This is a genomic window from Streptomyces sp. NPDC053542, assembly GCF_044544685.1.
GTDB lineage: Bacteria > Actinomycetota > Actinomycetes > Streptomycetales > Streptomycetaceae > Streptomyces.
Genome location: NZ_JBITXL010000006.1, coordinates 60,859 through 84,987, shown reverse-complemented (window position 1 = coordinate 84,987; position 24,129 = coordinate 60,859). Strand labels below are relative to the sequence as shown.

Sequence of the window (24,129 nt, the reverse complement as noted above, 5' to 3'; positions counted from 1 at the left end):
ACCGAGTGAGCGAAGCACGCGATGTGATCCGCGTGGAGAAGGGCTCGCCCACCCCCGAGGAGCTGGCGGCCGTCACCGCCGTCCTGCTCAGGGTCATGGCCGCCGCTCCCGAAGACCCCGCGCCGCTCCGGCCCGCCGCCGCGCGCTGGCGCCGGCTGGAGCGCGCCGAGCGCGGCCCCGGCCCGCGCAGCTGGCAGGAACTGGCCGCGTAGCGCCGAGCCGTACGAGGAGGAAACACCGTGACCGTGACCCAGGAAGCTCCCGGCACCGTCGAGGACAGCGGCCCGCAACGGGCCGGGTGGCAGCTGCCGCCCCTCGAGGCCGAGGACGACTTCGACGCTGAACCGCACATCATCCGCGGTACGGACTGACCGGCCGCATCCCGGGCGGGCGCCGCTACCCCGGCGCCCGCCCGCGCACGTCCGCCTCCCCTCCCCCTTCCCTGCCACCGCCGGGCACCCCACCCGACTTGGAGTACTGCCATGCCCCAGCTGCTGCCGTCCGAGGCGCCGCCCACCCCGCCGGACGATCCGGTCCGGGCCGTCGAGGTCGAGGCGGGCCCGCTGCGCCTGTCCGGCCTGCTCGCCCTGCCCACAGGAGTCCCGCCGCGCGCCGTGCTCGTCGCGCTGCACGGCGGCGGCATGCGGGCCGGCTACTTCCACGGCCGGGCCGACCCGGCCACCTCGATGCTCTCGCTCGCGGCCTCCTGCGGGTACGCGGCGCTCGCGCTGGACCGGCCCGGGTACGGGAGTTCGGCGGCCGCGCTGCCCGACGGCCTGCCGCTGGCCGAGCAGGCCGGATACGTCCTGGCGGCCCTGGAGAGCTATGCGCGCGAGCACCCGGTGGGCGCCGGCTTCTTCCTGCTGGGGCACTCGATGGGCGGGAAGCTCGCCCTGATGACCGCGGCCCGGGACGGCGGCGACGGCGACGGCCAGCGGCTGCTCGGCATCGACGTGTCCGGCATCAGCGACCGCTGGGCCGTCGGCTCCGACCGGCTGGCGGACCCCGCCGGCCGCCGCAGCCACCGGCTGCACTGGGGCCCGCTGGCCCTCTATCCGCCGGGCACCTTCCGGATGGCCGAGCCGCTGGTGGGCCCGATACCCCGCAACGAGCTGCGGGACGTGCCGTGCTGGCCGCGCACCTATCCGTCGGTGGCCCGCGAGGTCCGGGTGCCGGTGCGCTTCACCTTCGCCGAGCACGAGCAGTGGTGGCGGTCCGACCGGTGGACGGTGGAGGCGATGACGGCCCGGCTGGCCGCGCCCCTCGTCCGCGTCGACCGGCTGGCCTGCGCGGGCCACAACATCAGCCTGGGGCGGACGGCGCGCGGCTACCACCTGGGCGTCCTGGCGTTCCTGGAGGAGTGCGTGGCGCGTGCCGAAGGGGGCGCACCGTGAGCGGCGGCGCCGTACTGCGCGGCATGACCGCGTCGCTGCGGGTGCGCAACTTCCGGCTGTTCACGCTGGGGCAGCTGGCCTCGGTGACCGGCACCTGGATGATGTTCACCGCGCAGGACTGGCTCGTGCTGCGGCTGACCGGGAATTCGGCCGCCGCGCTGAGCGCCGTCACCGCGGCCCAGTTCGCCCCCGTCCTGCTGCTGACGCTGCTGGGCGGCCGGCTGGCGGACCGGTACGACAAGCGCCGGCTGCTGCTCGCGGCCAATCTCGCCTCCGCGGTACTGGCCTGCCTCCTGGCGGCCGCGGCACTCAGCGGCGGCCTGCGGCTGTGGCACATCATCGCCTGTGCCGCGGGCCTGGGCGTGGTCAACGCGGTGGAGATACCGGCGCGGATGTCCTTCGTCAGCGAGATGGTCGGCGGTGAACTGCTGCCGAACGCCTCGGCTTTGAGCGCCGCGTACTTCAACACGGCCCGGGTGCTCGGGCCCGCCGCCGCGGGCGCGCTCATCAGCGTGTGGGGCGCCCCGGCGGTGATGCTGATCAACACCGTCAGCTACCTGGGCACGGTGGTCGCGCTGGCGCGGATGCGCCCGCAGGAGCTGCACCGGGGCACCGCCCGCGCGGCCCGCGGCGGCGTCGTGGCCGGGCTGCGGTACGTCGCCGCGCGGCGCGACCTGCTGCTGCCGCTCGCGCTGGTGGCCCTGGTGGCGCTGGTCGGGTTCAACTTCCAGGTGACGCTGCCGCTGCTGGCCAGAACGGTCTTCGGCACCGGGGCCGGCACCTTCGGGCTGCTGACCGCGGCGATGGCGGCCGGCTCGCTGGTGGCGGCGCTGGTCACCACCGTGCGCCGGGGACGGCCCCGGCAGCGCGTCGTGCTGGCCGCCGCGGTGGCCTTCGGCGTCGCGGAGATCGCTTCCGGGCTGGCGCCGACCTTCCCCGTCGCGCTGCTGTCCCTGGCCGTCACCGGCTTCGCCATGATGGTCTTCTCGCAGGCGGCCAACCACCGCGTACAGCTGGGCACCGAGTCCGCCTACCGCGGCCGCGTCATGGCGCTCTACACCGTCATCTATCAGGGCACCACCCCGATCGGCGCCCTGCTCATCGGCTGGCTGGCCGGCGCCGCCGGCGCGCGCAGCGGCCTGTGGGTGGCCGGCGTGGTCTGCCTGGCGGGGGCGCTGGCCGCCTGCGCCCTCGCCGCCCCGCGCGGCCGGCGGCCCGGCGCCCGGCCCGTCCCCGTCCGCGAGGAAGCGGACGAACGGGCCTCCGCTTCCTCGGGATAGGCGGCTTCGCGGTCCGGTCCGCCGCGGGGCCGGCCGCCCGCTGTGCCGCGTGGCCGGCGCCGCACCGTGCTCGTCAGGGGCGTACGGGCGGCGCTCACGCATGCGCGGACGGGTGCCGTGGCGGGCCGGCGGCAACAGCGGCGGGCGGTGCGGCCGGTACCGGTAGGGGTCATGCGGGTGTCCTCACTTCGCCGGGGAGGGGGAGTTCCAGGGCTGGCCGAGCCGGAAGCCGACCCCGCGCACGGTGACGATCCAGTCGCCCGAGCCGAGCTTGCGGCGCAGTCCGTTGACGTGGGTGTCCAGCGTGCGGCTGCGCGGGGTGTCGGTGTCCTGCCAGACCTGCTGGAGGATCTGCCGCCGGGTGGCCACGGCGCCGGGCCGGGAGGCCAGGAGCAGCAGCAGGTCGAACTCCTTGCGGGTGAGCGGGACCGGCCGGCCGTGCAGCCGTACGGTGCGGGTGGTCTGCTCGACGACGAGCGGCCCCAGCTGCAGCACCGCGCCGGCCGTGGCGGCGGGGCGCGCCCGGCGCATCACTGCGCCCATTCGGGCCAGCAGTTCGCGGAATCCGTAGGGCTTGACCAGGTAGTCGTCGGCGCCGGCCTGGAGCCCGAGCACCCGGTCGACCTCGCTGTCCCGGGCGGTGACCGCGAGCAGCGGGGTGTCGCACACGGCGGTGATGGACCGGCAGATCTCCAGCCCGTCCACGTCGGGCAGTTCGAGGTCGATCAGTATCACGTCGGCGTGGTGGTGCTCGCGCAGCGCCGCGGCGCCGGTCGCGGCGGTCCTGACCTGGTGGCCGTGGCGTTCAAGACTGCGGGTGAGGGTCTGGGCCGTGCGGGCGTCGTTCTCGACGACGAGCACCCGCCACGGCCCGGCCGGCTGCGCGGTGAGCGGCGGCGGGCCGGGGCGGGCCGGTGACGCGGGTGACGGGTGGGTGAGTGACCTGACCGTCTGTGACACGGGCTCCTCCTGGAGTTCGCGGGTGGACGCGGGCTGCGAGGAGGGTGCGGACGGCGGCCGCGGCGCTGCGGTACCGCCCGTGCGCATGACGGAGTACGGGCATGATTCCCCCGTCGATGCGCCCCTCGGGCGCTGCCCAGAGCACAGTGGCACGCGAGCGGCCGCGCGGAACGGTTGATAGCACCTAGGTTGAGTCCGCCCGGAGCTCGCCCCGCGGCTCGTCCCGCCGCTCAGGAAGCGGGGCCGTGCAGCGCGAGGAAGGCCGCGACGCCGGACTCGACCAGGGCCTCCGTCTCGTCGGCCGCCAGCGGCAGCGCACCGTGCAGCGAGCGCTCGTACACCTCCGAGGTGACCAGCTGGGTGAAGTGGACGGCCAGCGTCTCCGGGGTGTCGCGGTCGCGCAGGGCGCCGGCCCTCACCAGTCCGCCGAGCCGCTCGGCCAGCCGGGCCCGCACCCGGCCCGGACCGGTGCCGCGCCAGCTTTCGATGACGTGCGGCGGCAGGTGCGGGGCCTCGGCGAAGATCACGCGGACCAGCGCGAAGTGGCTCTCGAAGTCGGTCTGCGGGACGGCCAGCGCGCGGCCGAGGGCGGTGAGCGCGGCGGTCAGGTCGGCGTCGGGGCTGCCCAGGTGGTGGTCGATCAGCTCTTCCTGGTGTGCGGCGACGGCCTGGGAGCTCTGCTGCACGACGGCGAGGAAGAGGTGCTCCTTGTCCTGGTGGTGGTTGTAGATCGTGCGCTTGGAGACCCCGGCCTCGGCCGCGATGGCGTCGACGCTGGCACGGCTGTAGCCCTCCCGCCCGAAGACGGTGCGGGCCGCGCAGTCGATGGCGGCGCGCTTTCCGGGGCGGCCGGTCGGGGCGGTTTCGGGGGTCGTGAGGGGGGCGGGGGAAGGCGTCATGGCAGGCCGGACTCCTCAAATTGCACTGAGCGGTTTACAAGGGGGAACTGCACGGTGTAGTTTACTTCGTGTCGGAGCCGCCGGGGAACCCCGCGGATCTCCGCTTCCTGTACCGCCTCCTCTCCGCCGGCAGCCCCACGCCACCGGCCGCCAGGAACCCCACGAAAGGACCCCGCCATGTTCGGCAAGCTCACGGTCACCAAACTCTTCTGTGACGACCTGGACGCCATGGTCGCCTTCTACCGCGACCGGCTGGGCCTGAAGGTTCTCCAGGAGTACCCGGGCACCACCTTCGTCTTCGACACCGGGCACGGCGGCGAGCTGATCGTCACCAACACCAAGGGCGACCAGCCCATCAGTATCGCCTTCACCGAGGTCGACATCCCGGCGGCCCACCAGGCACTGGCCGACCTGGGCGCCACCGACATCGCGCCGCACAAGACCGGCGAGCGGTTCGAGATCACCGACCCGCAGGGCAACAACCTCATCTTCGTCAACGCCTGAGCGCCCGCCGCCCGCCGCAGCGGGCGGCAGCGCGGACCTCCTCACCTCGCCCAGGGAGACCGTCGTGCCCCACACCTCCGCCCCCACGCGCCCCGATGCCGAAACCGCCCACCGCAGCCGGCTCGCTCGCTACGCGCTCTATCTCGTCGGCTGTGTCGTCTTCGCCGCCGGAGCCACGCTCTTCATCCATGCCGGGATGGGTGTGGACCCCCTCGACGTCCTCTCCCTCGGCCTCCTGGAGCACCTGCCGGGAACGATCGGGCTGGCCCAGGCCGCCATCGCCGCCGTCTGCATCCTGCTGTGGTCCGTGTGGAACCGCCGCCGCCCGGTCGTGATGCCCTTCGTGACCTTCCTGCTCTGCGGCTCCCTGATCGACCTGATGCGCCTGGCGGACCTCGGCTGGCTGGCCGCGGTGCCCGCGCTGATCGCGGCGATCCTGCTGTGCGCCTACGGCTCCGCGCTGATCATCATGAGCGGCACCGGCATCCGCGCCATGGACCTGCTCGTCATCAGCCTCAACCAGCGCCTGCACGTGCCCTTCTGGCTCGCCAAGGTCGGCATCGAGGGTGTCCTGCTCACCCTCGGCTGGCTGCTCGGCGGCCCGGTCGGCGTCGGCACCCTCGCCTTCCTCGTCTGCGTCGACGGACTCATCCAGCCCTTCATGGCCTTCAACGCCCGCGTCCTGCGCCTGACCAACCACGGCCTGCCCACCCGCGCCCCCGTGCGCCCCCTCGCGATCGGAGTGGCCCGATGAGCGCCGCCACCACCACGCCCCGCACCGGCGTGTTCCCCCTCCTGCTGTTCGCCTCCACCCTGACCGTCATGGCCGGCTCGGTACTCTCCCCGGTCATCGAGGTCCTCCGCGGTGACCTGGGCGTGAGCGGCACGGCGGCCGGCCTGGTCGTCACCGTCCACAGCCTCGGGATAGCCCTCGTCAGCCCGTTCGCCGGGCGTCTGCTGGACCGCTTCGGCACCCGCGTGCCGCTCGCCGCCGGCCTCCTGGTCTACGGCGTGGCCGGCGGCGCCGGAGCCCTCCTCGACAGCTACCCGGCGCTCATCGTCGCCCGCCTCGTCTTCGGCGCCGGCGCCTCCTTCGTCTTCGCCGGCACCACCGTCGCGCTGCTCTCGCTCTACCAGGGCCGCGCCAAGGACCGCGCCATGGGCTGGCGGTCCACCGCCACCAGCCTCGGCGGCGTCCTGTGGCCGCTGGCCGCCGGTGCCGTGGGCGGCATCTCCTGGCACCTGCCCTTCGCGATCTACCTCATCGCCATCCCGCTCGGCATCGCCACCGTCCTGGTCCTCCCCAAGCACGCGGCCCCCGCCGGCGGTCCGGCGGGCAAGCCCATGGGCGCCGTGGCCCTGCTGCGCCGCCACCGTGTCCTCCTCGCCTGGTACGGCCTGCAGTTCCTCTCCTCGCTGCTGCTGTACGCGCTGATGGTCTTCCTGCCCCAGCAGCTGGCCGCCGCGGGCGTCACGAGCCCGATGCTGGTCTCCCTGTACACCGTGGCCATGTCCGCCGTGATGAGCCTGATCGGCCTGGGCTACGCCCCGCTGCGCGAACGGCTGGGCGAGCGCACCCTGCTGCACGTCGCCGTCGCCCTGTGGGTCGTCTCCTTCGCCCTCCTCGCCGTGACCAGCCAGCCGGTGCTGCTGTTCCTGGTCCCCGTCCTCTTCGGCATCGGCCAGGGCGTGTTCTTCCCGGTCGTGACCGTACTGATCGGTGAGGGCGTCCCCGAGGCCGTCCGCGGCCAGGCCACCTCGCTGTCCGGAACCGCTACCTTCGCGGGGCAGTTCGTCTCGCCGCTCCTGGTCGGCCCGCTGCTGGCCGCCACCGGCTTCGAGGCAGGCTTCTTCCTGGTCGCCGGGGTCCCGGCACTCGCCCTGGCCGCCCTCCTGTTCACCCGCAACGCCCGCCGCGGCACCCGCACCGCCCCGCCCGCCGACACCACTTCGGCTGTTGGCACCACCGAGGCCCCGGCCGCGTCTCACACCGCGACCGTGCGCTGACCCGCGCCGCTCTTCCCGAACCACGCCCCGGAGGCTCCCGATGAAGATCACCATGGTCCTGGACGTCATCTGCGCCCACTCCTACCTCGCGTACCACCACCTGCAGCAGGCCCTGCAGACGCATCGCGCGGCCGGCGGCAGTGCCGAGGTGACCTTCCTCCCCTTCCAGCTCGACCCCGCGGCGCCGCCGGCCCCCGAACCGCTCAAGACCGTCCTGCAGCGCAAGTTCGGCCCCGCGGCGCTGGACTCCGCGGCCGCGATGGCGAAGAAGGCGGCGGGCGAGGGACTCGTACTGGACTACGACCGCGCGGTGAACGCCAACACCCGGCCCGCGCACCTGCTCATCACCCACGCCGAGCGGCACGGCCGCGCAGAGGAGGTGGCCGAGCGGCTCTTCCGCGCCCACTTCACCGACGGGCTGGACATCGCCGACGCCGCCACGCTCGGCCGGCTGGCCGCCGAAGCGGGCCTGCACAGCACCCCCGACGCCACCGACGAGGCCGAACTGACGCGCCGTCTGGAGCAGACCCGGGCCCTGAACGTACGCGCCGTACCGGTCTTCCTCGCCGACGGCACCGCCCCCCTCGTCGGCGACCAGAGCCGGGCGGCCTTCGAGAAGCTGCTGGCCGGCGCCCCGACCGCGTAACCCACCGGAACTCCAAGTGACTTGCCAAAGCCGCTGAGGGCGACGGCGCGAGCCGCCCGGGCGGGACATCCCGCCAGTAGCGTGGCCGGCAGACAGCGGCAGCACCGGGCCCCGCCCTGTGCGAACCGGCCACGCACCTGCCTTACGCACCCACTCTGACCGCACCACTTCGAAGCATGGAGAACCCATGAGTACTGCACCCCTCAAGCTCGCCGTCGTGATCGGGAGCGTGCGCGAGAACCGCCTGGGCGCCAAGGTCGGCGACTGGTTCGTCCGCCAGGCCACCCAGCACCCCGACGTCGAGGTCGACGTCATCGACGTGATCGACCACCCGCTGCCGCTGGCCATCCCCGGCTTCGGCCAGGAGCTGGACGCCGCCACCCAGCAGATCAAGGACGGCATCACCCCGCGCATCGAGGCGGCCGACGCCTTCGTCGTGATCACTCCGGAGTACAACCACTCCTTCCCCGCCTCGCTGAAGAACGTCATCGACTGGCACCTGAGCGAGTGGGCCGCCAAGCCCGTCGGCCTGGTCTCGTACGGCGGCATGGGCGGCGGCCTGCGCGCGGCCGAGCACCTGCGCCAGGTCTTCGCCGAGGTCCACGCCATGACCATCCGCGAGATGATCAGCTTCCACAACCCCTGGGGTGCCTTCGAGGACGGTGCCGGGCCCGAGGGCGCCGAGGCGGCCGCCAAGAAGTTCCTGGACCAGCTGTCCTGGTGGGGCAACGCGCTGCGCACCGCCCGCACCGAGACCCCGTACCAGGCGTAAGAGCCTGCGTACCCGCCCGTACCGAACCCGACAGCACCCGGCCCGTGCCCCGCTGTGCCCCGCCGCACGGCGGGGCACAGCCGGCCGCCGCTTGGAGGCCCCGTGAACATCCCCCGGATCGGCATCACCCTCCCCTCGATCGGCGCGCCCGGCGATGTCCTCCCCGACGTGGCGCAGGCCGCCCGCCGGGCCGAGGAAGCCGGGCTGGACGGCGTCTGGGCGGGCGACCACCTCACGCTCGGCGAGGCCCCCGCGCTCGACTCCGGCCTCGTCCTCGCCACGGCGGCCGCCGCCACCCGGACCCTCGGCATCGGCTGGTCCGTCTACCTCCCGTCGCTGCGCAGCGTCTCCTGGGCGGGCCGCCAGATCGGCACGCTGCAGTACCTCGCCGGCGACGGCCGCCTCGACCTCGGCATCGGCGTGGGCGGCGGGGGAGCGGAGTGGCACGCGGCGGGCACCACCGACGCCGACCGGGGCCACCGCACGGACGCCTTCCTCCGCCTCCTCCCGAAGCTGCTGGGCGGCCGCCCGACCCCGCTCCCCGACGTCCCCGGCACCCCGGAGTGCGTCCTGGCCCCCGCGGTGCCCGTCCCGCCGGTGTGGATCGGCGGCTTCGCCACCGCGGCGCTGCGCCGCACGGTGCGGTACGGCACCGGCTGGCTCGGCGCCCTGCGGACTCCGGAGGCGTTCCGGGCCACGGGTGACCGGCTCCGTGAGCTGGCCGCCGAGGAGAAGCGCCCCGCGCCCCGGCTGGCCACCATGATCCACGGCGCGCTCGCCCCGCGCGGCGCCACGGACGGCCTGCGCGACCGCTACGCGACCACGCTCGCCGCGTCGTACGGCATGGACCACGACACGGCCCGCACCCTGGCCGTCACCGGCGACCCCGAGCAGGTCGCCGAGCAGCTCACGGACTTCGTCCGGGCGGGCGCCGAGAGCCTGGTGTTCACCACGCCCGTGCCGGACTGGCACCGCAGCGCCGAGCTGCTCGGCGAGGCCCGGCAGCTGGTCCTGCGCGAGATCTCCTGACCCTCCTCCCGCAGGCGTCCCCCAGCGCCTGCCGTGTCCCGCCGACGGCACCCCCGGCCCGGCGGGACACGCCCCGGAAGGCAGGCCGGCGCCCCCGTCCGGCCTGCCTTCCCGCGCGTCCGCCCCCTACGGTGGGACTGTTCCGAGGCACAGCACCGTTGTGCACCACAGCGATGAGGGATTTACGTGAAGATCCTGCCTGAGGAGTAGGGACGTGGCTTTGCCAAGCCATTACCCTTGAGGCCAAGGCCGCGCAGGGCGGCCATGGAGGAGTGAGATGAGGAGCAGCAACCCGGTCTTCTCGCGACGGGGGTTCAGCCGAAACGGCTACGCCGGCTTCAATGCGCCGCCGCAGGCCGGGGCCGCCGCCAACCCTTACGCGGGGACGAACCCGTACGCCGGACAGGCCCCCTACGCGGACACGAACCCGTACGCCCAGGGCCAGCAGGAAGCGACCCAGGCCCCGCCGTACGTCCCGCAGACCCGCCCGATGACCATGGACGACGTCGTCGTCCGTACGGGCCTCACGCTCGGCACCGTCGTCGTCGGCGCCGCCGTGGCATGGATCATGGACCTCTCCATGGGCCTGGCCATCGGCGCCGCGCTGGTCGCGATGGTGCTCGGCCTGGTCCAGTCGTTCAAGCGCAAGCCCTCGCCGCCGCTGATCCTGGCGTACGCCGCCTTCGAGGGCCTCTTCCTCGGCGCGATCAGCAACGCGATCAACCAGTGGGTGGCCCCCGGCGCGCCCATGCAGGCGGTGCTGGGCACCATGGCGGTCTTCGTCGTGATGCTCGTCGCCTACAAGACCCGCCTCGTGCGGGTGAACGCACGCTTCACCCGCTTCGTGATCATCGCCGCCATGGGCTTCCTGCTGCTGCAGGTGGTCAACCTGCTGTTCATGGCGTTCGGCGGCGGTGACGGCCTCGGCTTCCGCAGCGGCGGCCTGGGCATCGTCTTCGGCATCGCCGGCGTGCTGCTCGGCGCGCTCTTCCTCGCCCTGGACTTCAAGCAGGTCGAGGACGGCATCGCCTACGGCGCCCCGCGCGAGGAGTCCTGGCTCGCGGCCTTCGGCCTCACCATGACCCTGGTGTGGATCTACCTGGAGATGCTGCGCCTGGTCGCCATCCTCAACGGCGACGATTAGTACGACCCGTGACCCCGGCGCCGCTGAGGCGCCGCGGACGCGGCGAAGGGCCCGCGGGAGGTTTCCTCCCGCGGGCCCTTCGGGTTTCCGGCGCGGTCCGGTCACGGGACCGGGCCGGGCGCGGGAACGTCCGCTAGAACAACTTCCGGGCCGCGCGCCGCAGGTCGTACTCGTGGACGATCGCCTTGGCGTGACCGTAGGCGAGGTTGTGCTCGCCACGCAGCCAGCTGACCTTCTCCTCGAAGCGGAAGAGAGCGGGGCCTTCCTCGACCGTGCGAAGCCAGTCGGAAACTTCGCGGCCGGTGCAGTGGGGGATACGGGAGAGCAGGTTCCGGTGGGTCTCTTCGGAGAAGACTTGGGACATCGGCGCCTCCGGACGCGTTCGATGCTGGTCCTTCAGCACACCGTGCCTGAGCGTTCCGGCGTTGGCAACCACCCAGGAGTGGCGCATAGGCTCACAGCGTGCTTGACGTAATGCCTTTGCAGACCGCCGTTGACACCCTCGCCGACCGGCTCAGGGCGCTGCCGCAGAGCGCCCTCGCGCGGGGCGCGGCGGCCGAAGGACTGGCGCTCGCCAGGGAATTCGCGCTCCGCGCCCAGCGCCTGGAGGCGCCCGGAACGGAGCCGCGCGAGCTGCCGGACGCCGGGCTGTTCGCGGTCGGTGACCAAGTCGCGGTGGCCGGTCATGATTTGGCGTACGCGCTGCGGGACGCGGAAACGGCCCGTGCCGAGGATGTGGCACAGGCCGTGGAAGAAGTACGGAGGACCGCGGCGCGCTGCTGAGCGGTCCGGGACCGGGCGGGTGCTGGGCCCGGTCCGAAGGAAGGCCGCCCCCGGAGGGGGAAGGCTGCCTCAGAGGGAGGCGATGACCCGGTCGGCGAGGACGTAGACGCTGTCGTCGCGTCCCTCGCCCCAGGCGAAGGTCAGCGCGTACGCGCCGGCGACGCCCGAGCCGCCGAGCAGCACGGTGGTGTGGCCCTCGCGGAGCGCCTCGGCGACCCGCTCGGCCGTCTCGCGGTGGCCCGGCGTCATGCAGACGGTCGTGCCGTCGGCGAAGACATAGACGTCGAGGGTGCCCAGCGGGCCCGGCCGGACGTCGGCCAGCGGCGTGCGGTCCTCGGCCAGCTCCTCCAGGCGCGCCACGGTGCGCTCGTGGTCGCCGATGGCGGGGGAGGGCGAGAAGTCCGGGTGCGAGGGGTGGCGCCGGCGGGCGGCGGCCAGCTCGGCGGACTCGGTCTCCTCGACGGCCCCGTCGGTCGGGGCGTCCACCGGCTCGAGATCGACCTCGTCCATGCCGAACAGCGGCTCGGAGCCCAGCACGTCCGGGTCCAGGCCCGCGAAGTCGGCCTGGCGCGGCAGGTAGAAGCGGTCGAAGCCGTCACCGGTCGCGGTGTCGTCGCCCGCCGCGGGGTGGCCCGGCAGCAGCGACGAGGGCGACTCGGCGTCGCGCGCCTCCTGCGCGGCCCAGAAGGCACGCGCCTCGGCGAGCTCCCGCTCCCGCTCCTCGGCCAGCGCGTCGGCCACCGCGGCACGTATGTCGTCCAGCGGGGTCTCGGCGGCGGGTGCCGGGCGGGCGGCGGGAATGGCGGCGAGGGCCGCGGCACCGTCCTCACGGGCGGTGCTGAGTTCGGCCCGCAGTCCGGCGACCTCGCGGCGCAGGGTGCGAGCGGTGTGCAGGGAGGCTGCTCCCAGCGCCACGGCGATGGCCGCGGCCGGCAGCAGTGCATAAGCGATGGCGGTCACTGACGTACTCCCGGTAGCAGAATGTCCCCCGGAGAACTTCCTACATCAGCCTGCCGGAGGTCGGCGACCGTTCGCAGTGCGCCACGTCTCTTGACGACCGGCGGCAGGGGTCCCGTCCGGCCCTATGGCCCCTCGCCGACCTGGGGAAACGTAACTCCCCCAGGGTGTTGGTCACAATCCTGGGGGAGTCGGTACAACGATCTTGTCACGCGGTGACGTGGGCCACTGATCGTCGCCGTACGTAGTTCAGTTGGTACGTACCGTGGTGAACTGGCTCAGCTCAGCCGCTCGATGACCATCGCCATGCCCTGGCCGCCGCCGACGCACATGGTCTCCAGGCCGAACTGCTTGTCGTGCCACTGCAGGGAGTTGATCAGCGTGCCGGTGATGCGGGCGCCGGTCATGCCGAAGGGGTGGCCGACGGCGATCGCGCCGCCGTTGACGTTCAGCTTGTCGAGGTCGATGCCCAGTTCCCGGTAGGACGGGATGACCTGCGCGGCGAACGCCTCGTTGATCTCGACCAGGTCGATGTCGCCGATGGACAGGCCCGCGCGCCGCAGCGCCTGCTTCGACGCCTCGACCGGGCCCAGGCCCATGATCTCGGGGGAGAGGCCGGAGACGCCGGTGGAGACGATGCGGGCCAGCGGGGTCAGGCCCAGCTCGCGCGCCTTGGTGTCGGACATGATCACGAGCGCGGCAGCGCCGTCGTTGAGCGGGCAGCAGTTGCCCGCGGTGACCAGGCCGTCGGGGCGGAAGACCGGCTTGAGGCCCTGCACGCCCTCCAGGGTGACGCCCGCGCGCGGGCCGTCGTCCTTCGAGACGACCGTGCCATCGGGGAGGGTGACCGGGGTGATCTCCCGCTCCCAGAAGCCGTTCTTGATGGCCTGCTCGGCGAGGTTCTGGGACCGCACGCCGAACTCGTCCATGTCCTGGCGGGTGACGCCCTTGAGGCGCGCGAGGTTCTCCGCGGTCTGGCCCATCGCGATGTACGGGTCGGGGACCAGGCCGTCCTCGCGCGGGTCGTGCCAGGTCGAGCCCTCGGTCTGCGCGACCGCCTCGGTGCGGGCCTCGGCCTCCGCGAAGAGCGGGTTGTGGGTGTCGGGCAGGCTGTCGGAGTTGCCCTTGGTGAAGCGGGAGACGGTCTCCACGCCGGCCGAGATGAAGACGTCGCCCTCGCCCGCCTTGATGGCGTGCAGCGCCATCCGCGAGGTCTGCAGCGAGGAGGAGCAGTACCGGGTGATCGTGCAGCCGGGGAGGTGGTCCATCCCCATCTGCACGGCCACGATGCGGCCCAGGTTGTTGCCCTGCTCGCCGCCGGGCAGGCCGCAGCCGAGCATCAGGTCGTCGATGTCCCTCGGGTCCAGCTCGGGGACCTTGGCCAGCGCGGCCTTGATGATCTCGGCGGTCAGGTCGTCCGGGCGCAGATCCTTCAGCGAGCCCTTGAAGGCGCGGCCGATCGGGGAGCGGGCGGCAGAGACGATCACGGCTTCGGGCATCACGCGGCTCCAGACGAGAGAAAGATGAGGACTGTGAGGGAAGCTACCTGCACGTACAGCGAAGGTCACGGTTCCTGCGCTGTGATGCGGACCTCTTTTCTAAGCGGCTGCTTACCTCCGTACTGAGCGGATGCTCACCCATCGGGCGGGTGCCGCGCAAGGGGGCGGCACCCGCCCGCCCGCTACGGCGCCCGCTCCTCGGTCTCCGCAGCCGGCTCCTCGGCCTCCTGCACCGCGATCCGCTGCCGCCTGCGGTGCTTGAGCAGCGCCCATGGCGCCCGGCTGCCCGCGACCTCGGTACCGCCCTCGGACGCCGCCTGCGCCGCCGCCTCCTCGACCGGCAGGAAGCCCTCGCGCCGCGCCGGCTCCGGACGCTCCTCGTCCTCCGGCCACAGGCCGAGCGCCGCGCACAGCGTGGGCAGTACGGCCATCGCCGCGGTCGCGTACCCCTCGGCGGACGGGTGGTAGTTGTCCGAACTGAACAGCTCCCGCGGGTTCGCCTCGAACTCCGGGCCGAGCAGGTCGCCCAGCGACACCGTCCGCCCGCCGTGCTCCACCACCCCGATGGTCTGCGCCGCCGCCAGCTGCCGGCTCAGCCGCCGGGCCACCCAGCGCAGCGGCTGGTACACCGGTTCGATCGTGCCGAGGTCGGGGCAGGTGCCCACCACCACCTCGCAGCCCGCCGAGCGCAGCCGGGCCACGGCCTCGGACAGCATGCGGACGGAAGTGGCGAACGGCATCCGGTGCGTGACGTCGTTCGCGCCGATCATGATGACGCAGACGTCCGGCGCCGGGCCGTCCGCCAGCAGCAGCGTCACCTGGCGCTCCAGGTCGTCGGACTGGGCGCCGGGCAGCGCGACGTTGCGCAGGTCGACCGGGCGTTCGGCGACCGCCGCCAGCCCGGAGGCCAGCAGCGCCCCCGGCGTCTGGCGGGCCCGCGTGACGCCCTGCCCGGCGGCCGTGGAGTCGCCGAGGAAGCCGAGCCGCAGCGCGGGCCGGTCGGTGCGGTACCAGAGGGCGGCGCCGTAGCGGCCGTCGGCGGGCGGCGGCAGTTCGGTGGCGCCGCCGCCGACCGTCCGGCGGGCGAGCCGCACCTCGGTCAGGAGCAGGCCGACCGCGGCGACGCCGAGCAGCCCGGCTCCTCCGCCGCCGACCGCGGCGGCCGTGGCGATCCGGCGTGCCACCCTCGCCCTGGACATGGTCATCGGCATCGGCCGGGCACCTCCCCGCAGTGCGTACACGGGGCGTGCGAAAGGAGTGAATCCCGGCGCGCGCTCCGCGGACTCGCGAAACTCGTGACAAGAACGTCTTGCCCCGCAGGGCCTTCGCCGCAACGCGCCTGCCCTGTGGGGGTGAGCGCAATAGGCTGGCCGGACGGGCGCAGGACAGCGCGCCCCCTACCGCGGAGACCACCGTGCAGGTTTATGAATCCATGATTGAGCTGGTCGGGAACACCCCGCTCGTGCGGCTCAAGAACGTGACCGAGGGAATCCGGGCGACCGTCCTGGCCAAGGTCGAGTACTTCAACCCGGGCGGGTCCGTGAAGGACCGGATTGCGGTGCGCATGATCGAGGCCGCCGAGCGGTCCGGAGCGCTGAAACCGGGTGGCACGATCGTGGAGCCGACCTCGGGAAACACCGGCGTCGGCCTGGCGATCGTGGCCCAGCAGAAGGGCTACAAGTGCATCTTCGTCTGCCCCGACAAGGTGTCGACGGACAAGATCAATGTGCTCCGGGCCTATGGCGCCGAGGTCGTGGTCTGCCCCACGGCCGTCGACCCCGACCACCCCGATTCGTACTACAACGTCTCCGACAGGCTGGTACGCGAGACGCCCGGCGCCTGGAAGCCGGACCAGTACAGCAATCCGGACAACCCGCGCTCGCACTACGAGTCCACGGGGCCCGAACTGTGGGAGCAGACCGACGGCCGAATCACGCATTTCGTGGCGGGCGTGGGCACCGGCGGCACCATCAGCGGGACCGGGCGGTACTTGAAGGACGTCAGTGACGGCAAGGTCAAGGTCATCGGCGCCGACCCGGAGGGCTCGGTCTACAGCGGCGGCTCGGGGCGCCCGTATCTGATCGAGGGCGTCGGCGAGGACTTCTGGCCCACGGCCTACGACAGGACCGTCGCCGACGAGATCATCGCGGTCTCCGACAAGGACGCCTTCCAGATGACCCGGCGGCTCGCCAAGGAGGAGGGCCTGCTGGTCGGCGGCTCCTGCGGGATGGCCGTGGTGGGCGCGCTGAAGGCCGCCGAGGGGCTCGGCGAGGACGACGTGGTGGTGGTCCTGCTGCCGGACAGCGGCCGCGGCTACCTCTCGAAGATCTTCAACGACGACTGGATGAACGACTACGGCTTCCTGGAGACCGGGGACACCGACCGGGTCGCCGACGTCATGCACAACAAGCACGGCGGCATCCCCGAACTGGTGCACATGCACCCCGAGGAGACCGTCGGCGAGGCCATCGAGGTGCTGCGCGAGTACGGCGTTTCCCAGATGCCGATCGTGAAGCCGGGCGCCGGGCACCCGGACGTGATGGCCGCCGAGGTCATCGGCTCGGTGGTGGAACGCGAGCTGCTGGACGCGCTGTTCACCCAGACCGCCTCGCTCGACGACCCGCTGGAGAAGCACATGTCGCCGCCGCTGCCGCAGGTCGGCGCGGGTGAGCCGGTCGCCGACCTGATGGCCGTACTGGAGCGGGCGGACGCGGCGATCGTCCTCGTGGAGGGCAAGCCGACCGGGGTCGTCAGCCGGCAGGACCTGCTGGCGTTCCTCGCCGGCAGCGCGCGGAGCGCGCAGTAGGGCCGAGAAGTCGGGTCAACTCCCCGTCGACGCAAGGTGTACGTATGTGTCACGCGGAGGCAGCACGGACTTAACACTCGTCAGGCAGATTAATCCGTGCGGCGACAAGGACTTCGGAGCGGCTCCCGGACTCCCGGTCGCCAGGACGCGTCCGACCGGTTCTGACACGGTCCGCGTCCTTCGCGGGGACCGCCGTCGTCCCGCCCCTGGCGCGCTTGCGCGCCGGGGTGCGGCGGTCCCCGCGCCGTTTTCTCCCGGGGGGTGGTCGATTCAGCGCCGTTTCAGTCGGCGTGAGTTGTCGACTGCGGCGTCGTCGTGGTTGCTCGCGCAGTTCCCCGCGCCCCTGACGGGGCGCCCTCGGCGGGGACACCGGATCCACCACGGCATGTCAGCCAGTACAGGAACGCCGGGACCGCCAGGCCCACCAGCCAGGAAACGTCGGCGCCGCCCAAGGGGGCCACCAGGGGGCCCGTGTAGAAGTGGGTTACCAGGAACGGGAGCTGGGCGAGGACGCCGAGGGTGTAGACGGCGAGGGCCTTGCCGTTCCAGGCGCCGTAGCGGCCCGTGGGGTCGTGCAGCGCGGCCAGGTCGTAACGCTCCTTGGAGATCAGGTAGTAGTCGACCAGGTTGATCGCGGACCAGGGCGTGAAGAACGTCAGCAGGAAGAGCAGGAAGTCCTTGAAGGCGGTCAGGAACGAGTCCTTGCCGAGGAGGGCCACCGCGCTGCCGACGACCATGATCCCGGCGAAGTAGAGGCTGCGGCCGCGCGGCGAGAGCGTGCGCTGGCCGCGGAAGCCGCTGATGCTCGTCACCATCGACATGAAGCTGCCGTAGGTGTTCAGGACGTTGATCGTCAGCTTGCCGAGGGCGATGACGAAGTAGAGCACCGCGGCCATCAGGCCCGTGCCGCCCAGCCCGACGATGTACGAGACCTCGTGGCCGACGAAGGCCGCGGGCGCCGCGGCCGCGGCCAGCGCGCCGAAGGTCATCGACCACTGCGAGCCGAGCACCGAGCCGGAGAGCGTCCACCAGAAGGTCGCGCGGGCCGAGGTGTCGCGGGGCAGGTAGCGCGAGTAGTCCGCGACGTACGGGCCGAAGGCCAGCTGCCAGGACGCGGAGAGCGAGACGGCCAGCAGGAAGACCGGGAAGTCGAAGGCGCGGTCGTGCAGCAGGAGGGCCAGGTCGGTCCGCTCCAGCAGGCGTACGCCGAGGTAGACGAAGGCCACCGCGCAGACGAGCCCGGCGATCCGGCCGAGCACGTGGATCAGGCGGTAGCCGACGGCCGCGGCGAAAGCGGTGACCGCGGCGAAGGTGATGATGCCGGTGGTGTCGCCGAGGTGGGTCAGATGGCCGACCGCCTGCCCGGCGAGCACGGTGCCGCTGGCGAAGAAGCCGATGTACATGATGATGACCAGGACTAGCGGCACGACCGCGCCGCGCACCCCGAACTGGGCCCGCGAGGAGATCATCTGCGGCAGGCCGAGCCGCGGCCCCTGCGCCGAGTGCAGGGCCATCACCGCGCCGCCCAGCAGGTTGCCGATCAGCAGTCCGATCAGCGACCAGAAGGCGTTCGCGCCGAACACGACGGCGAGTGCGCCGGTGACCACCGCGGTGATCTGGAGGTTGGCGCCCAGCCAGAGCGTGAACTGGCTGAAGGCGGTGCCGTGCCGTTCGGAGTCCGGTACGACGTCGATCGAGCGTTGTTCCACCACGCCTGCCATGGGCCGTCCCTCTCTCGCTGAATGGACCCATGCAGCATCAAGTGCGAGTGAATGAAAATGCAATAGGCTGAGAGTAAATCGCTGGTTACGGCCAGGGCACGCCCTGGGTCCGGGCAGGTCACGCCCGGGGATTACGTAGAGTCGGGCAGCACACGCGGAGCAGACGCCCGGACCGGACCGAGAGGACACGATGAGCGGGGACAACGGGGGCGAGGGCGCCACCGAGGCGGCCGCCGGTGCGGCGGCGCGGCTGCAGAAGCTCTTCGAAGGGCACCGGCTCACGCCGACCCAGCGCCGGATCGCGCACTGCATGGTGCGCCGGGCCGCCGACGCGCCCTTCCTCTCCAGCGTGGAGCTGGCCGAGCTGGCCGGCGTCAGCCAGCCCTCGGTGACCCGCTTCGCGGTCGCCCTCGGCTTCGACGGCTACCCGGCGCTCCGCCGCCACCTGCGGGATGTGGCCCCCGAGCGCGCCGCGGCGGCCCCCGACTCCCTCAACGAGTACCAGCAGGCCGTACAGGAGGAGATCGGCAACCTCCAGGAGCTGTCGGCGGCGCTCGCCGACCCCGCGCCGATAGAGGAGGCGGCCCGCCTGTTCGCGGCCTCCCCGGTGCTGCCGGTGCTCGGCCTGCGCGCCGCGATGGGCCAGGCCGCGGGCTTCGCGTACTTCGCGAGCAAGGTCCACCCCGACGTGCGGCTGCTGGACGAGGGCGGCTCGATGCTCGCCGACCGGATCGACGGGGCGGTGCGCGCGGGCGCGAGCGTCCTGCTCTGTTTCGCGCTGCCGCGCCATCCCCGCGAGGTGATCGAGGCGCTGGCGTACGCCCGTGCCGCCGGGCTGACCGTCGTCACCGTCGCCGACAGCGCGTTCGCGCCGGTCGCCCGCCACACCGACCTCATGCTGCCCGCCGCGGTCGGCACGGGGCTGGCCTTCGACACGGTCTGCGCCCCCATGCTCCTCGGCCGCGTCCTGCTGGAGGCCATGTGCGACGCACTCCCGGACGCCCAGGCCAGCCTGGAGGCATTCGACGCCCGGGCGGCGGCACGCGGCCTGTTCGCGGAGTGACGCGCGGCCAGGCCCCGGCATCAGTCGCCGGCCTCAGCCCTTCCCGGCCGTCGTGACCTCCGGGGGCTCCTCGCCGCGCACCTTCATCACCAGCTTGTTGAGTCCCCACAGCGCCACGCCGATGGCCAGCAGGACGCCGGCCCGGATGTAGACCTCGGCCGGGCGGTCGGCCAGCGGGCTGGCGAGGATCAGGGCGGTGAGCGCGCCGAGTACCGGCAGGACCGTCGGCGTACGGAAGTGCCGGTGCGCCACCCGGTCCTTGCGCAGCACCAGGACCGCGACGTTGACCACCGCGAAGACGCAGAGCAGCAGGAACGCCGTGGTGTCGCCGAGCCCTTCGATCTCGCCCGTGGAGACCAGGCCGATGGCCAGCAGCGAGACGAAGACGATGCCGGTGACGGGGGTGCGCCGCTTCGCCAGCACCCGGCCCATCGCCCGGGGCAGGATGCGCTCGTTGGCCATGCCGTAGCAGAGCCGTGAGGCCATCATGATGTTGATCAGCGCCGAGTTGGTGACGGCGAAGAGCGCGATCAGCGCGAAGAGCTTCGGCGGGAAGTCCAGGCCGCCGGCCTTGACCACCTCCAGCAGCGGCCCGCTGGACTTCTCCAGCGTGCGGTGGTCCACCAGCAGCGACGAGACGAGCGCGACCAGGACGTAGATCGTTCCGGTCACGGCCACGCCGGTGAAGATGGCGCGCGGGAAGGTGCGGACCGGGTCCCGGGTCTCCTCGGCCATGTTCACCGAGTCCTCGAAGCCGACGAACGCGAAGAAGCCCAGCGCCGTGGCGCCCAGTACGCCGGTGACCAGGGCGTACCCGCCGCTGCTCGACGCCTCGAAGTCGGCCAGCCGGGCCGGCTCCCCGTCCCCGGTGAGCACCGCGTACGCGCCGATCGCCAGGATCACCAGCAGCCCGGTCACCTCGACCAGGGTCAGTACGACGTTCGCCTTCACGGACTCCGAGACGCCGCGCAGGTTGAGCGCCGCGAGCGCGAGGACGAAGAGGATCGCCACGGCGGTCGGCGGCACCGCGTCGGTGAACTCCGCGAGGTAGTCGCCGCCGAACGCGCGGGCCGCCGCGCTCGCCGAGGACAGCCCCGAGCACATCACCATGAAGGCGACGATGAAGGTCAGGAAGGGGACCTTGAACGCCTTCTGGGTGTAGAGAGCGGCACCGGCCGCCTTCGGGTACTTGCCGACCAGCTCCACGTACGAGGCCGCGGTCAGGATCGCCACGACGAAGCCGATCACGAACGGCAGCCAGACCGCGCCGCCGACCTTGCCCGCGACCTTGCCGGTGGTCGCGTAGATCCCGGTGCCGAGGATGTCGCCGATCACGAAGAGGATCAGCAGCTTCGGACCGATGGCGCGCTTGAGGCCGGTCTCCTCGGGCGGTGCGGTGGAGCTCGGATCGGTGGTGTCCGTCATCAGGTACCTCCCCCGAGAGTCGATCGAAGTCGATGTGGGGGAGGTACTGCCCGCCACCGCTGTCCCGAAGCGGGAGTTGAGCAAGTTCAGAGCTGGGCGAGGCCGTCCCGCTCCGCGCCGCCGCCGGCCTCCGCGACGATCTCCTCCAGCGTCTGGGCCCGGCGGACCGTGGCGAAGCCGACCGAGCCGTCCGCGCCCTCGGCGAAGCCGTGCACGGCCGGCCGGGCCAGGCTGTTGTAGGCGTAGTGGTGGGCGAAGTAGTACGCGCCGGTGTCCAGCACCGCCACGTAGTCGCCCTGCGCCAGCGGCGGCAGCGTGCGGTTCTCGGCGAGCAGGTCGCCCGCGAAGCAGGCCGGGCCCGCCACGTCCTGCGCGACCTCTCCGCCGCTCTTCGGCAGCCCCTTGGCATCGAACGCGGCGATCCGCAGCGGCCAGGCGGCGGGCGCGTAGACGGTACGCGTGGCGACCTGCACGCCCGCGTGGGTGACCGCGATCGGCCGGCCGCCGGAGCTCTTGGCGTACTCCACCCGGGCGAGCACCGTGCCGTGCTTGGCCAGCAGCGACCGGCCGAACTCGGTGACCAGGCCGTACCGCCCGTCCAGCAGCCCCGGCACCTGCTCCTTCAGGGCCTGCGCGTACGCCGCGTGGGTGGGGTCGTCGGCGTCGGAGGCGAAATTGACCGGCAGGCCGCCGCCGATGTCGATCGTGTCGATCTGCTGCCGGCCCACCGCCTCGTTGATCTCCTCGGCCAGCCCGTACACCGCCCGTATGCCCTGCGCCATCAGCTCCAGCGGCACGCCCTGCGAGCCGGAGTGGGTGTGCAGCCGGGTCAGCCAGGGGCGCGCGCGGTAGGCGTCGATCACCCACTGCCGGGCCCCCTCGTCACGCAGCGCGACGCCGAACTTCGATGTCGCGGTCGCGGTGGACAGCGCCTCGATGCTGCCCCCGCCGACCTGCGCGTTCACCCGCAGGCCCAGCGGCGACCGGGTGGGCGCCGAGGAGACCAGCGCGTCGATGCGGGCCAGCTCCTGCGGGTTGTCGGCGTTGACCGCGATGCCCAGCGCGAGCGCCTCGCGCAGCTCGGCGGGGGTCTTGGCGGGCGAGTCCAGGACCGTGTGCGCGGCATGCACCCCGGCGGCTCTGGCCAGCGCCAGCTCGCCGGGGCTCGCGACCTCGACACCGATGCCCGCCTCGTGCAGCAGCCGCAGAACGGGGACCAGCGGAGCCGCCTTGACGGCGAAGGCGTGCAGCACCGGCGCGTCGGTGACCGCGGCGAACGCGGCCCGCAGCGCCTCGGCGCCCGCCCGGATGCCGGCCACGTCCAGCAGCCCGATGATCGGGACGTCGGGGCCGACCAGCCCCTGCGCCACCGCCGCCGCGACGGCGCGTTCCCGGCGTTCGGTCCGTTCGGTCCGTTCGGTGAAGCCCGTGATGGTCATGACGCCACTCCATCACCTGACGGGCGGCTCCGCCATGGCGCCATTGACTAGCTATATTCACTGGATACAAGATGTGAATATATCGATCCAGTGCCGTGGGGTGCTGGTACCGCCGAGTGCAGGAGGCAGCGCATGTCAGGACCGCGACCCGTGCGAGCATCGCGTGGTACGGAACTGAGCGCCCAGGGCTGGCAGCAGGAGGCCGCCCTGCGGATGCTCCAGAACAACCTGGACCCGGAGGTGGCCGAGCACCCGGACAAGCTGGTGGTCTACGGCGGCACGGGTAAGGCCGCGCGGGACTGGCGCTCGTTCGATGCGATGCAGCGCACGCTGCGGACGCTGAAGCAGGACGAGACGATGCTGGTGCAGTCCGGCCGTCCGGTGGGCGTCATGCAGACCCACGAGTGGGCGCCGCGCGTGCTGATCGCCAACTCGAACCTGGTGGGGGACTGGGCGAACTGGGAGGAGTTCCGGCGGCTGGAGCAGCTGGGGCTGACGATGTACGGCCAGATGACGGCCGGGTCGTGGATCTACATCGGCACCCAGGGCATCCTGCAGGGCACGTATGAGACCTTCGCGGCGGTGGCGGCGAAGAAGTTCGGCGGCACCCTCGCCGGGACGATCACGCTGACCGCCGGCCTGGGCGGCATGGGCGGTGCCCAGCCGCTGGCCGTGACGATGAACGACGGCGTGGCGATCTGTATCGACTGCGACCCGCGCGCCATCGAGCGGCGCATCGAGCACCGGTACCTGGATGTGAAGGCCGACAATCTGGCGCACGCGCTGCGGCTGGCCACCGAGGCCCGCGATGCGCGCACGCCGCTGTCCATCGGCCTGCTGGGCAACGCGGCGGAGCTGCTGCCGCAGATGCTCGCCGAGGGCGCGCCGATCGACATCGTCACCGACCAGACCTCGGCGCACGACCCGCTGTCCTACCTGCCGGTGGGGGTGGCGTTCGAGGACATGGCGGATGCGGCGGCGAAGGATCCGGCCGGGTTCACCACCCGCGCCCGTGAGTCGATGGCTCGCCACGTGGAGGCGATGGTCGGCTTCATGGATGCCGGGGCGGAGGTGTTCGACTACGGCAACTCCATCCGCGGTGAGGCCCAGCTGGCCGGTTACGACCGGGCCTTCGCCTTCCCCGGCTTCGTCCCGGCCTACATCCGTCCGCTGTTCTGTGAGGGCAAGGGCCCGTTCCGCTGGGCGGCGCTGTCCGGAGACCCCCAGGACATCGCCAAGACGGACAAGGCGATCCTGGACCTGTTCCCGGAGAACGAGTCGCTGCACCGCTGGATCAAGATGGCCGGCGAGCGGGTCCACTTCCAGGGCCTGCCCGCGCGCATCTGCTGGCTGGGCTACGGCGAGCGCGACAAGGCCGGTGAGCGCTTCAACGAGATGGTCGCCGACGGCACCCTCCAGGCCCCTCTCGCGATCGGCCGTGACCACCTGGACTGCGGCTCGGTGGCCTCCCCGTACCGGGAGACCGAGGCCATGCTCGACGGCTCGGATGCGATCGCGGACTGGCCGCTGCTGAACGCCATGGTGAATGTCGCCTCGGGTGCGTCCTGGGTCTCCCTGCACCACGGCGGCGGCGTCGGCATGGGCCGCTCCATCCACGCCGGCCAGGTCTCCGTCGCCGACGGCACCAAGCTCGCGGGCGAGAAGATCCGCCGCGTGCTGACCAACGACCCGGGCATGGGCGTCATCCGGCACGTCGACGCCGGATACGACATCGCCGAGTCCGTCGCGGCCGAGCGCGGCGTCCGCGTCCCGATGCGCGAAGGCGGCGACCAGTGAGCAC

Annotated in this window: 24 protein-coding genes; 15 read left to right on the top strand and 9 right to left on the bottom strand. The window is 72.6% G+C overall.

Annotated features, from left to right (window positions below; all coding sequences use genetic code 11):
* Window positions 1-5: 5 nt before the first annotated feature.
* The 4 genes from ACIGXO_RS18220 to ACIGXO_RS18205 all read left to right on the top strand — a co-directional run bounded on the left by ACIGXO_RS18220 (window position 6) and on the right by ACIGXO_RS18205 (window position 2,674).
* Window positions 6-212 (top strand): acyl-CoA carboxylase subunit epsilon, encoded by a 207-nt coding sequence (locus ACIGXO_RS18220; protein ID WP_399787336.1) that lies wholly within the window; start codon window positions 6-8, stop codon window positions 210-212.
* A 27-nt stretch (window positions 213-239) separates the two neighbouring features.
* A complete protein-coding gene (locus ACIGXO_RS18215) occupies window positions 240-371 on the top strand; it encodes a hypothetical protein (RefSeq protein WP_399787333.1) in 132 nt (43 codons plus the stop codon).
* A 111-nt stretch (window positions 372-482) separates the two neighbouring features.
* The gene (locus ACIGXO_RS18210; protein ID WP_399787329.1) at window positions 483-1,394 is read left to right on the top strand and encodes an alpha/beta hydrolase; all 912 of its coding nucleotides are present in this window, start codon (window positions 483-485) and stop codon (window positions 1,392-1,394) included.
* A complete protein-coding gene (locus tag ACIGXO_RS18205) occupies window positions 1,391-2,674 on the top strand; it encodes an MFS transporter (RefSeq protein ID WP_399787326.1) in 1,284 nt (427 codons plus the stop codon). The genes ACIGXO_RS18210 and ACIGXO_RS18205 overlap by 4 nt, the downstream gene beginning before the upstream one ends.
* A gap of 183 nt (window positions 2,675-2,857) precedes the next feature.
* On the opposite strand, the gene ACIGXO_RS18200 is transcribed toward ACIGXO_RS18205, so the two are convergent.
* Both ACIGXO_RS18200 and ACIGXO_RS18195 read right to left on the bottom strand, forming a co-directional pair.
* Complete coding sequence (locus ACIGXO_RS18200) at window positions 2,858-3,634, bottom strand: response regulator transcription factor (protein WP_399787323.1); 777 nt, start codon at window positions 3,632-3,634, stop codon at window positions 2,858-2,860.
* 230 nt (window positions 3,635-3,864) lie between these two features.
* Window positions 3,865-4,533, bottom strand: a complete 669-nt coding sequence (locus ACIGXO_RS18195) for a TetR/AcrR family transcriptional regulator (protein ID WP_399787320.1) — start codon at window positions 4,531-4,533, stop codon at window positions 3,865-3,867.
* A gap of 177 nt (window positions 4,534-4,710) precedes the next feature.
* Between ACIGXO_RS18195 and ACIGXO_RS18190 the strand changes: the two genes are divergently transcribed.
* From ACIGXO_RS18190 to ACIGXO_RS18160, 7 genes are all read left to right on the top strand, one after another.
* On the top strand, window positions 4,711-5,037 hold the full coding sequence (locus ACIGXO_RS18190) for a VOC family protein (protein ID WP_051831754.1): 327 nt from the start codon (window positions 4,711-4,713) through the stop codon (window positions 5,035-5,037).
* A gap of 64 nt (window positions 5,038-5,101) precedes the next feature.
* Window positions 5,102-5,791: a YitT family protein gene (locus ACIGXO_RS18185; RefSeq protein WP_399787317.1), complete on the top strand. Its 690-nt coding sequence runs from the start codon at window positions 5,102-5,104 to the stop codon at window positions 5,789-5,791.
* Window positions 5,788-7,044 carry an MFS transporter gene (locus ACIGXO_RS18180; RefSeq protein ID WP_399787314.1) on the top strand — a complete coding sequence of 419 codons (1,257 nt, stop codon included), beginning with the start codon at window positions 5,788-5,790 and terminating at the stop codon, window positions 7,042-7,044. Before ACIGXO_RS18185 ends, ACIGXO_RS18180 begins: the two co-directional genes overlap by 4 nt.
* A gap of 40 nt (window positions 7,045-7,084) precedes the next feature.
* Window positions 7,085-7,690, top strand: a complete 606-nt coding sequence (locus tag ACIGXO_RS18175; protein ID WP_399787311.1) for a DsbA family protein — start codon at window positions 7,085-7,087, stop codon at window positions 7,688-7,690.
* Between the two features lie 187 nt (window positions 7,691-7,877).
* Window positions 7,878-8,462, top strand: coding sequence for an NADPH-dependent FMN reductase (locus tag ACIGXO_RS18170; RefSeq protein WP_399787308.1), 585 nt, complete (start codon window positions 7,878-7,880; stop codon window positions 8,460-8,462).
* 102 nt (window positions 8,463-8,564) lie between these two features.
* On the top strand, window positions 8,565-9,491 hold the full coding sequence (locus ACIGXO_RS18165; RefSeq protein ID WP_399787305.1) for an LLM class flavin-dependent oxidoreductase: 927 nt from the start codon (window positions 8,565-8,567) through the stop codon (window positions 9,489-9,491).
* A 277-nt stretch (window positions 9,492-9,768) separates the two neighbouring features.
* On the top strand, window positions 9,769-10,635 hold the full coding sequence (locus ACIGXO_RS18160; RefSeq protein ID WP_399787302.1) for a Bax inhibitor-1/YccA family protein: 867 nt from the start codon (window positions 9,769-9,771) through the stop codon (window positions 10,633-10,635).
* A gap of 133 nt (window positions 10,636-10,768) precedes the next feature.
* Here the strand turns inward: ACIGXO_RS18160 and ACIGXO_RS18155 are convergent, their stop codons facing one another.
* Window positions 10,769-10,999, bottom strand: a complete 231-nt coding sequence (locus ACIGXO_RS18155) for a DUF4287 domain-containing protein (RefSeq protein ID WP_399787300.1) — start codon at window positions 10,997-10,999, stop codon at window positions 10,769-10,771.
* Window positions 11,000-11,097: 98 nt separating this feature from the next.
* Here ACIGXO_RS18155 and ACIGXO_RS18150 point away from each other — a divergent pair, with 98 nt between their 5' ends.
* Window positions 11,098-11,418 carry a hypothetical protein gene (locus ACIGXO_RS18150; RefSeq protein WP_399787297.1) on the top strand — a complete coding sequence of 107 codons (321 nt, stop codon included), beginning with the start codon at window positions 11,098-11,100 and terminating at the stop codon, window positions 11,416-11,418.
* Window positions 11,419-11,487: 69 nt separating this feature from the next.
* Here the strand turns inward: ACIGXO_RS18150 and ACIGXO_RS18145 are convergent, their stop codons facing one another.
* The 3 genes from ACIGXO_RS18145 to ACIGXO_RS18135 all read right to left on the bottom strand — a co-directional run bounded on the left by ACIGXO_RS18145 (window position 11,488) and on the right by ACIGXO_RS18135 (window position 15,085).
* On the bottom strand, window positions 11,488-12,378 hold the full coding sequence (locus tag ACIGXO_RS18145) for a hypothetical protein (RefSeq protein WP_399787294.1): 891 nt from the start codon (window positions 12,376-12,378) through the stop codon (window positions 11,488-11,490).
* Window positions 12,379-12,653: 275 nt separating this feature from the next.
* Window positions 12,654-13,874 carry an acetyl-CoA C-acetyltransferase gene (locus ACIGXO_RS18140; RefSeq protein ID WP_399787291.1) on the bottom strand — a complete coding sequence of 407 codons (1,221 nt, stop codon included), beginning with the start codon at window positions 13,872-13,874 and terminating at the stop codon, window positions 12,654-12,656.
* A 182-nt stretch (window positions 13,875-14,056) separates the two neighbouring features.
* Window positions 14,057-15,085, bottom strand: coding sequence for an SGNH/GDSL hydrolase family protein (locus ACIGXO_RS18135; protein WP_399787288.1), 1,029 nt, complete (start codon window positions 15,083-15,085; stop codon window positions 14,057-14,059).
* A gap of 203 nt (window positions 15,086-15,288) precedes the next feature.
* On the opposite strand from ACIGXO_RS18135, the gene ACIGXO_RS18130 reads away from it, so the two are divergent.
* On the top strand, window positions 15,289-16,680 hold the full coding sequence (locus tag ACIGXO_RS18130; RefSeq protein WP_399787287.1) for a cystathionine beta-synthase: 1,392 nt from the start codon (window positions 15,289-15,291) through the stop codon (window positions 16,678-16,680).
* A 281-nt stretch (window positions 16,681-16,961) separates the two neighbouring features.
* Here the strand turns inward: ACIGXO_RS18130 and ACIGXO_RS18125 are convergent, their stop codons facing one another.
* Window positions 16,962-18,401 carry a purine-cytosine permease family protein gene (locus ACIGXO_RS18125; protein WP_399787284.1) on the bottom strand — a complete coding sequence of 480 codons (1,440 nt, stop codon included), beginning with the start codon at window positions 18,399-18,401 and terminating at the stop codon, window positions 16,962-16,964.
* Window positions 18,402-18,591: 190 nt separating this feature from the next.
* Here ACIGXO_RS18125 and ACIGXO_RS18120 point away from each other — a divergent pair, with 190 nt between their 5' ends.
* Window positions 18,592-19,464, top strand: coding sequence for a MurR/RpiR family transcriptional regulator (locus ACIGXO_RS18120; RefSeq protein WP_399787281.1), 873 nt, complete (start codon window positions 18,592-18,594; stop codon window positions 19,462-19,464).
* Window positions 19,465-19,497: 33 nt separating this feature from the next.
* On the opposite strand, the gene ACIGXO_RS18115 is transcribed toward ACIGXO_RS18120, so the two are convergent.
* Together ACIGXO_RS18115 and ACIGXO_RS18110 are read right to left on the bottom strand one after the other, a co-directional pair.
* Window positions 19,498-20,889: an APC family permease gene (locus ACIGXO_RS18115; protein WP_399787278.1), complete on the bottom strand. Its 1,392-nt coding sequence runs from the start codon at window positions 20,887-20,889 to the stop codon at window positions 19,498-19,500.
* An 86-nt stretch (window positions 20,890-20,975) separates the two neighbouring features.
* Window positions 20,976-22,328, bottom strand: a complete 1,353-nt coding sequence (locus tag ACIGXO_RS18110; protein WP_399787275.1) for a diaminopimelate decarboxylase — start codon at window positions 22,326-22,328, stop codon at window positions 20,976-20,978.
* Between the two features lie 132 nt (window positions 22,329-22,460).
* Between ACIGXO_RS18110 and hutU the strand changes: the two genes are divergently transcribed.
* On the top strand, window positions 22,461-24,125 hold the full coding sequence (gene hutU / locus ACIGXO_RS18105) for a urocanate hydratase (protein ID WP_399787272.1): 1,665 nt from the start codon (window positions 22,461-22,463) through the stop codon (window positions 24,123-24,125).
* Window positions 24,126-24,129 lie beyond the last annotated feature (4 nt).

What these genes read in the sequence shown, in the direction of transcription:
- ACIGXO_RS18210 (WP_399787329.1), top strand. Translation starts at nt 483, where the DNA reads ATGCCCCAGCTGCTGCCGTCCGAGGCGCCGCCCACCCCGCCGGACGAT.
- ACIGXO_RS18195 (WP_399787320.1), bottom strand. Translation starts at nt 4,533, where the DNA reads ATGACGCCTTCCCCCGCCCCCCTCACGACCCCCGAAACCGCCCCGACC.
- ACIGXO_RS18190 (WP_051831754.1), top strand. Translation starts at nt 4,711, where the DNA reads ATGTTCGGCAAGCTCACGGTCACCAAACTCTTCTGTGACGACCTGGAC.
- ACIGXO_RS18180 (WP_399787314.1), top strand. Translation starts at nt 5,788, where the DNA reads ATGAGCGCCGCCACCACCACGCCCCGCACCGGCGTGTTCCCCCTCCTG.
- ACIGXO_RS18175 (WP_399787311.1), top strand. Translation starts at nt 7,085, where the DNA reads ATGAAGATCACCATGGTCCTGGACGTCATCTGCGCCCACTCCTACCTC.
- ACIGXO_RS18170 (WP_399787308.1), top strand. Translation starts at nt 7,878, where the DNA reads ATGAGTACTGCACCCCTCAAGCTCGCCGTCGTGATCGGGAGCGTGCGC.
- ACIGXO_RS18160 (WP_399787302.1), top strand. Translation starts at nt 9,769, where the DNA reads ATGAGGAGCAGCAACCCGGTCTTCTCGCGACGGGGGTTCAGCCGAAAC.
- ACIGXO_RS18155 (WP_399787300.1), bottom strand. Translation starts at nt 10,999, where the DNA reads ATGTCCCAAGTCTTCTCCGAAGAGACCCACCGGAACCTGCTCTCCCGT.
- ACIGXO_RS18140 (WP_399787291.1), bottom strand. Translation starts at nt 13,874, where the DNA reads ATGCCCGAAGCCGTGATCGTCTCTGCCGCCCGCTCCCCGATCGGCCGC.
- ACIGXO_RS18135 (WP_399787288.1), bottom strand. Translation starts at nt 15,085, where the DNA reads ATGCCGATGACCATGTCCAGGGCGAGGGTGGCACGCCGGATCGCCACG.
- ACIGXO_RS18125 (WP_399787284.1), bottom strand. Translation starts at nt 18,401, where the DNA reads ATGGCAGGCGTGGTGGAACAACGCTCGATCGACGTCGTACCGGACTCC.
- ACIGXO_RS18120 (WP_399787281.1), top strand. Translation starts at nt 18,592, where the DNA reads ATGAGCGGGGACAACGGGGGCGAGGGCGCCACCGAGGCGGCCGCCGGT.
- ACIGXO_RS18115 (WP_399787278.1), bottom strand. Translation starts at nt 20,889, where the DNA reads ATGACGGACACCACCGATCCGAGCTCCACCGCACCGCCCGAGGAGACC.
- ACIGXO_RS18110 (WP_399787275.1), bottom strand. Translation starts at nt 22,328, where the DNA reads ATGACCATCACGGGCTTCACCGAACGGACCGAACGGACCGAACGCCGG.
- hutU (WP_399787272.1), top strand. Translation starts at nt 22,461, where the DNA reads ATGTCAGGACCGCGACCCGTGCGAGCATCGCGTGGTACGGAACTGAGC.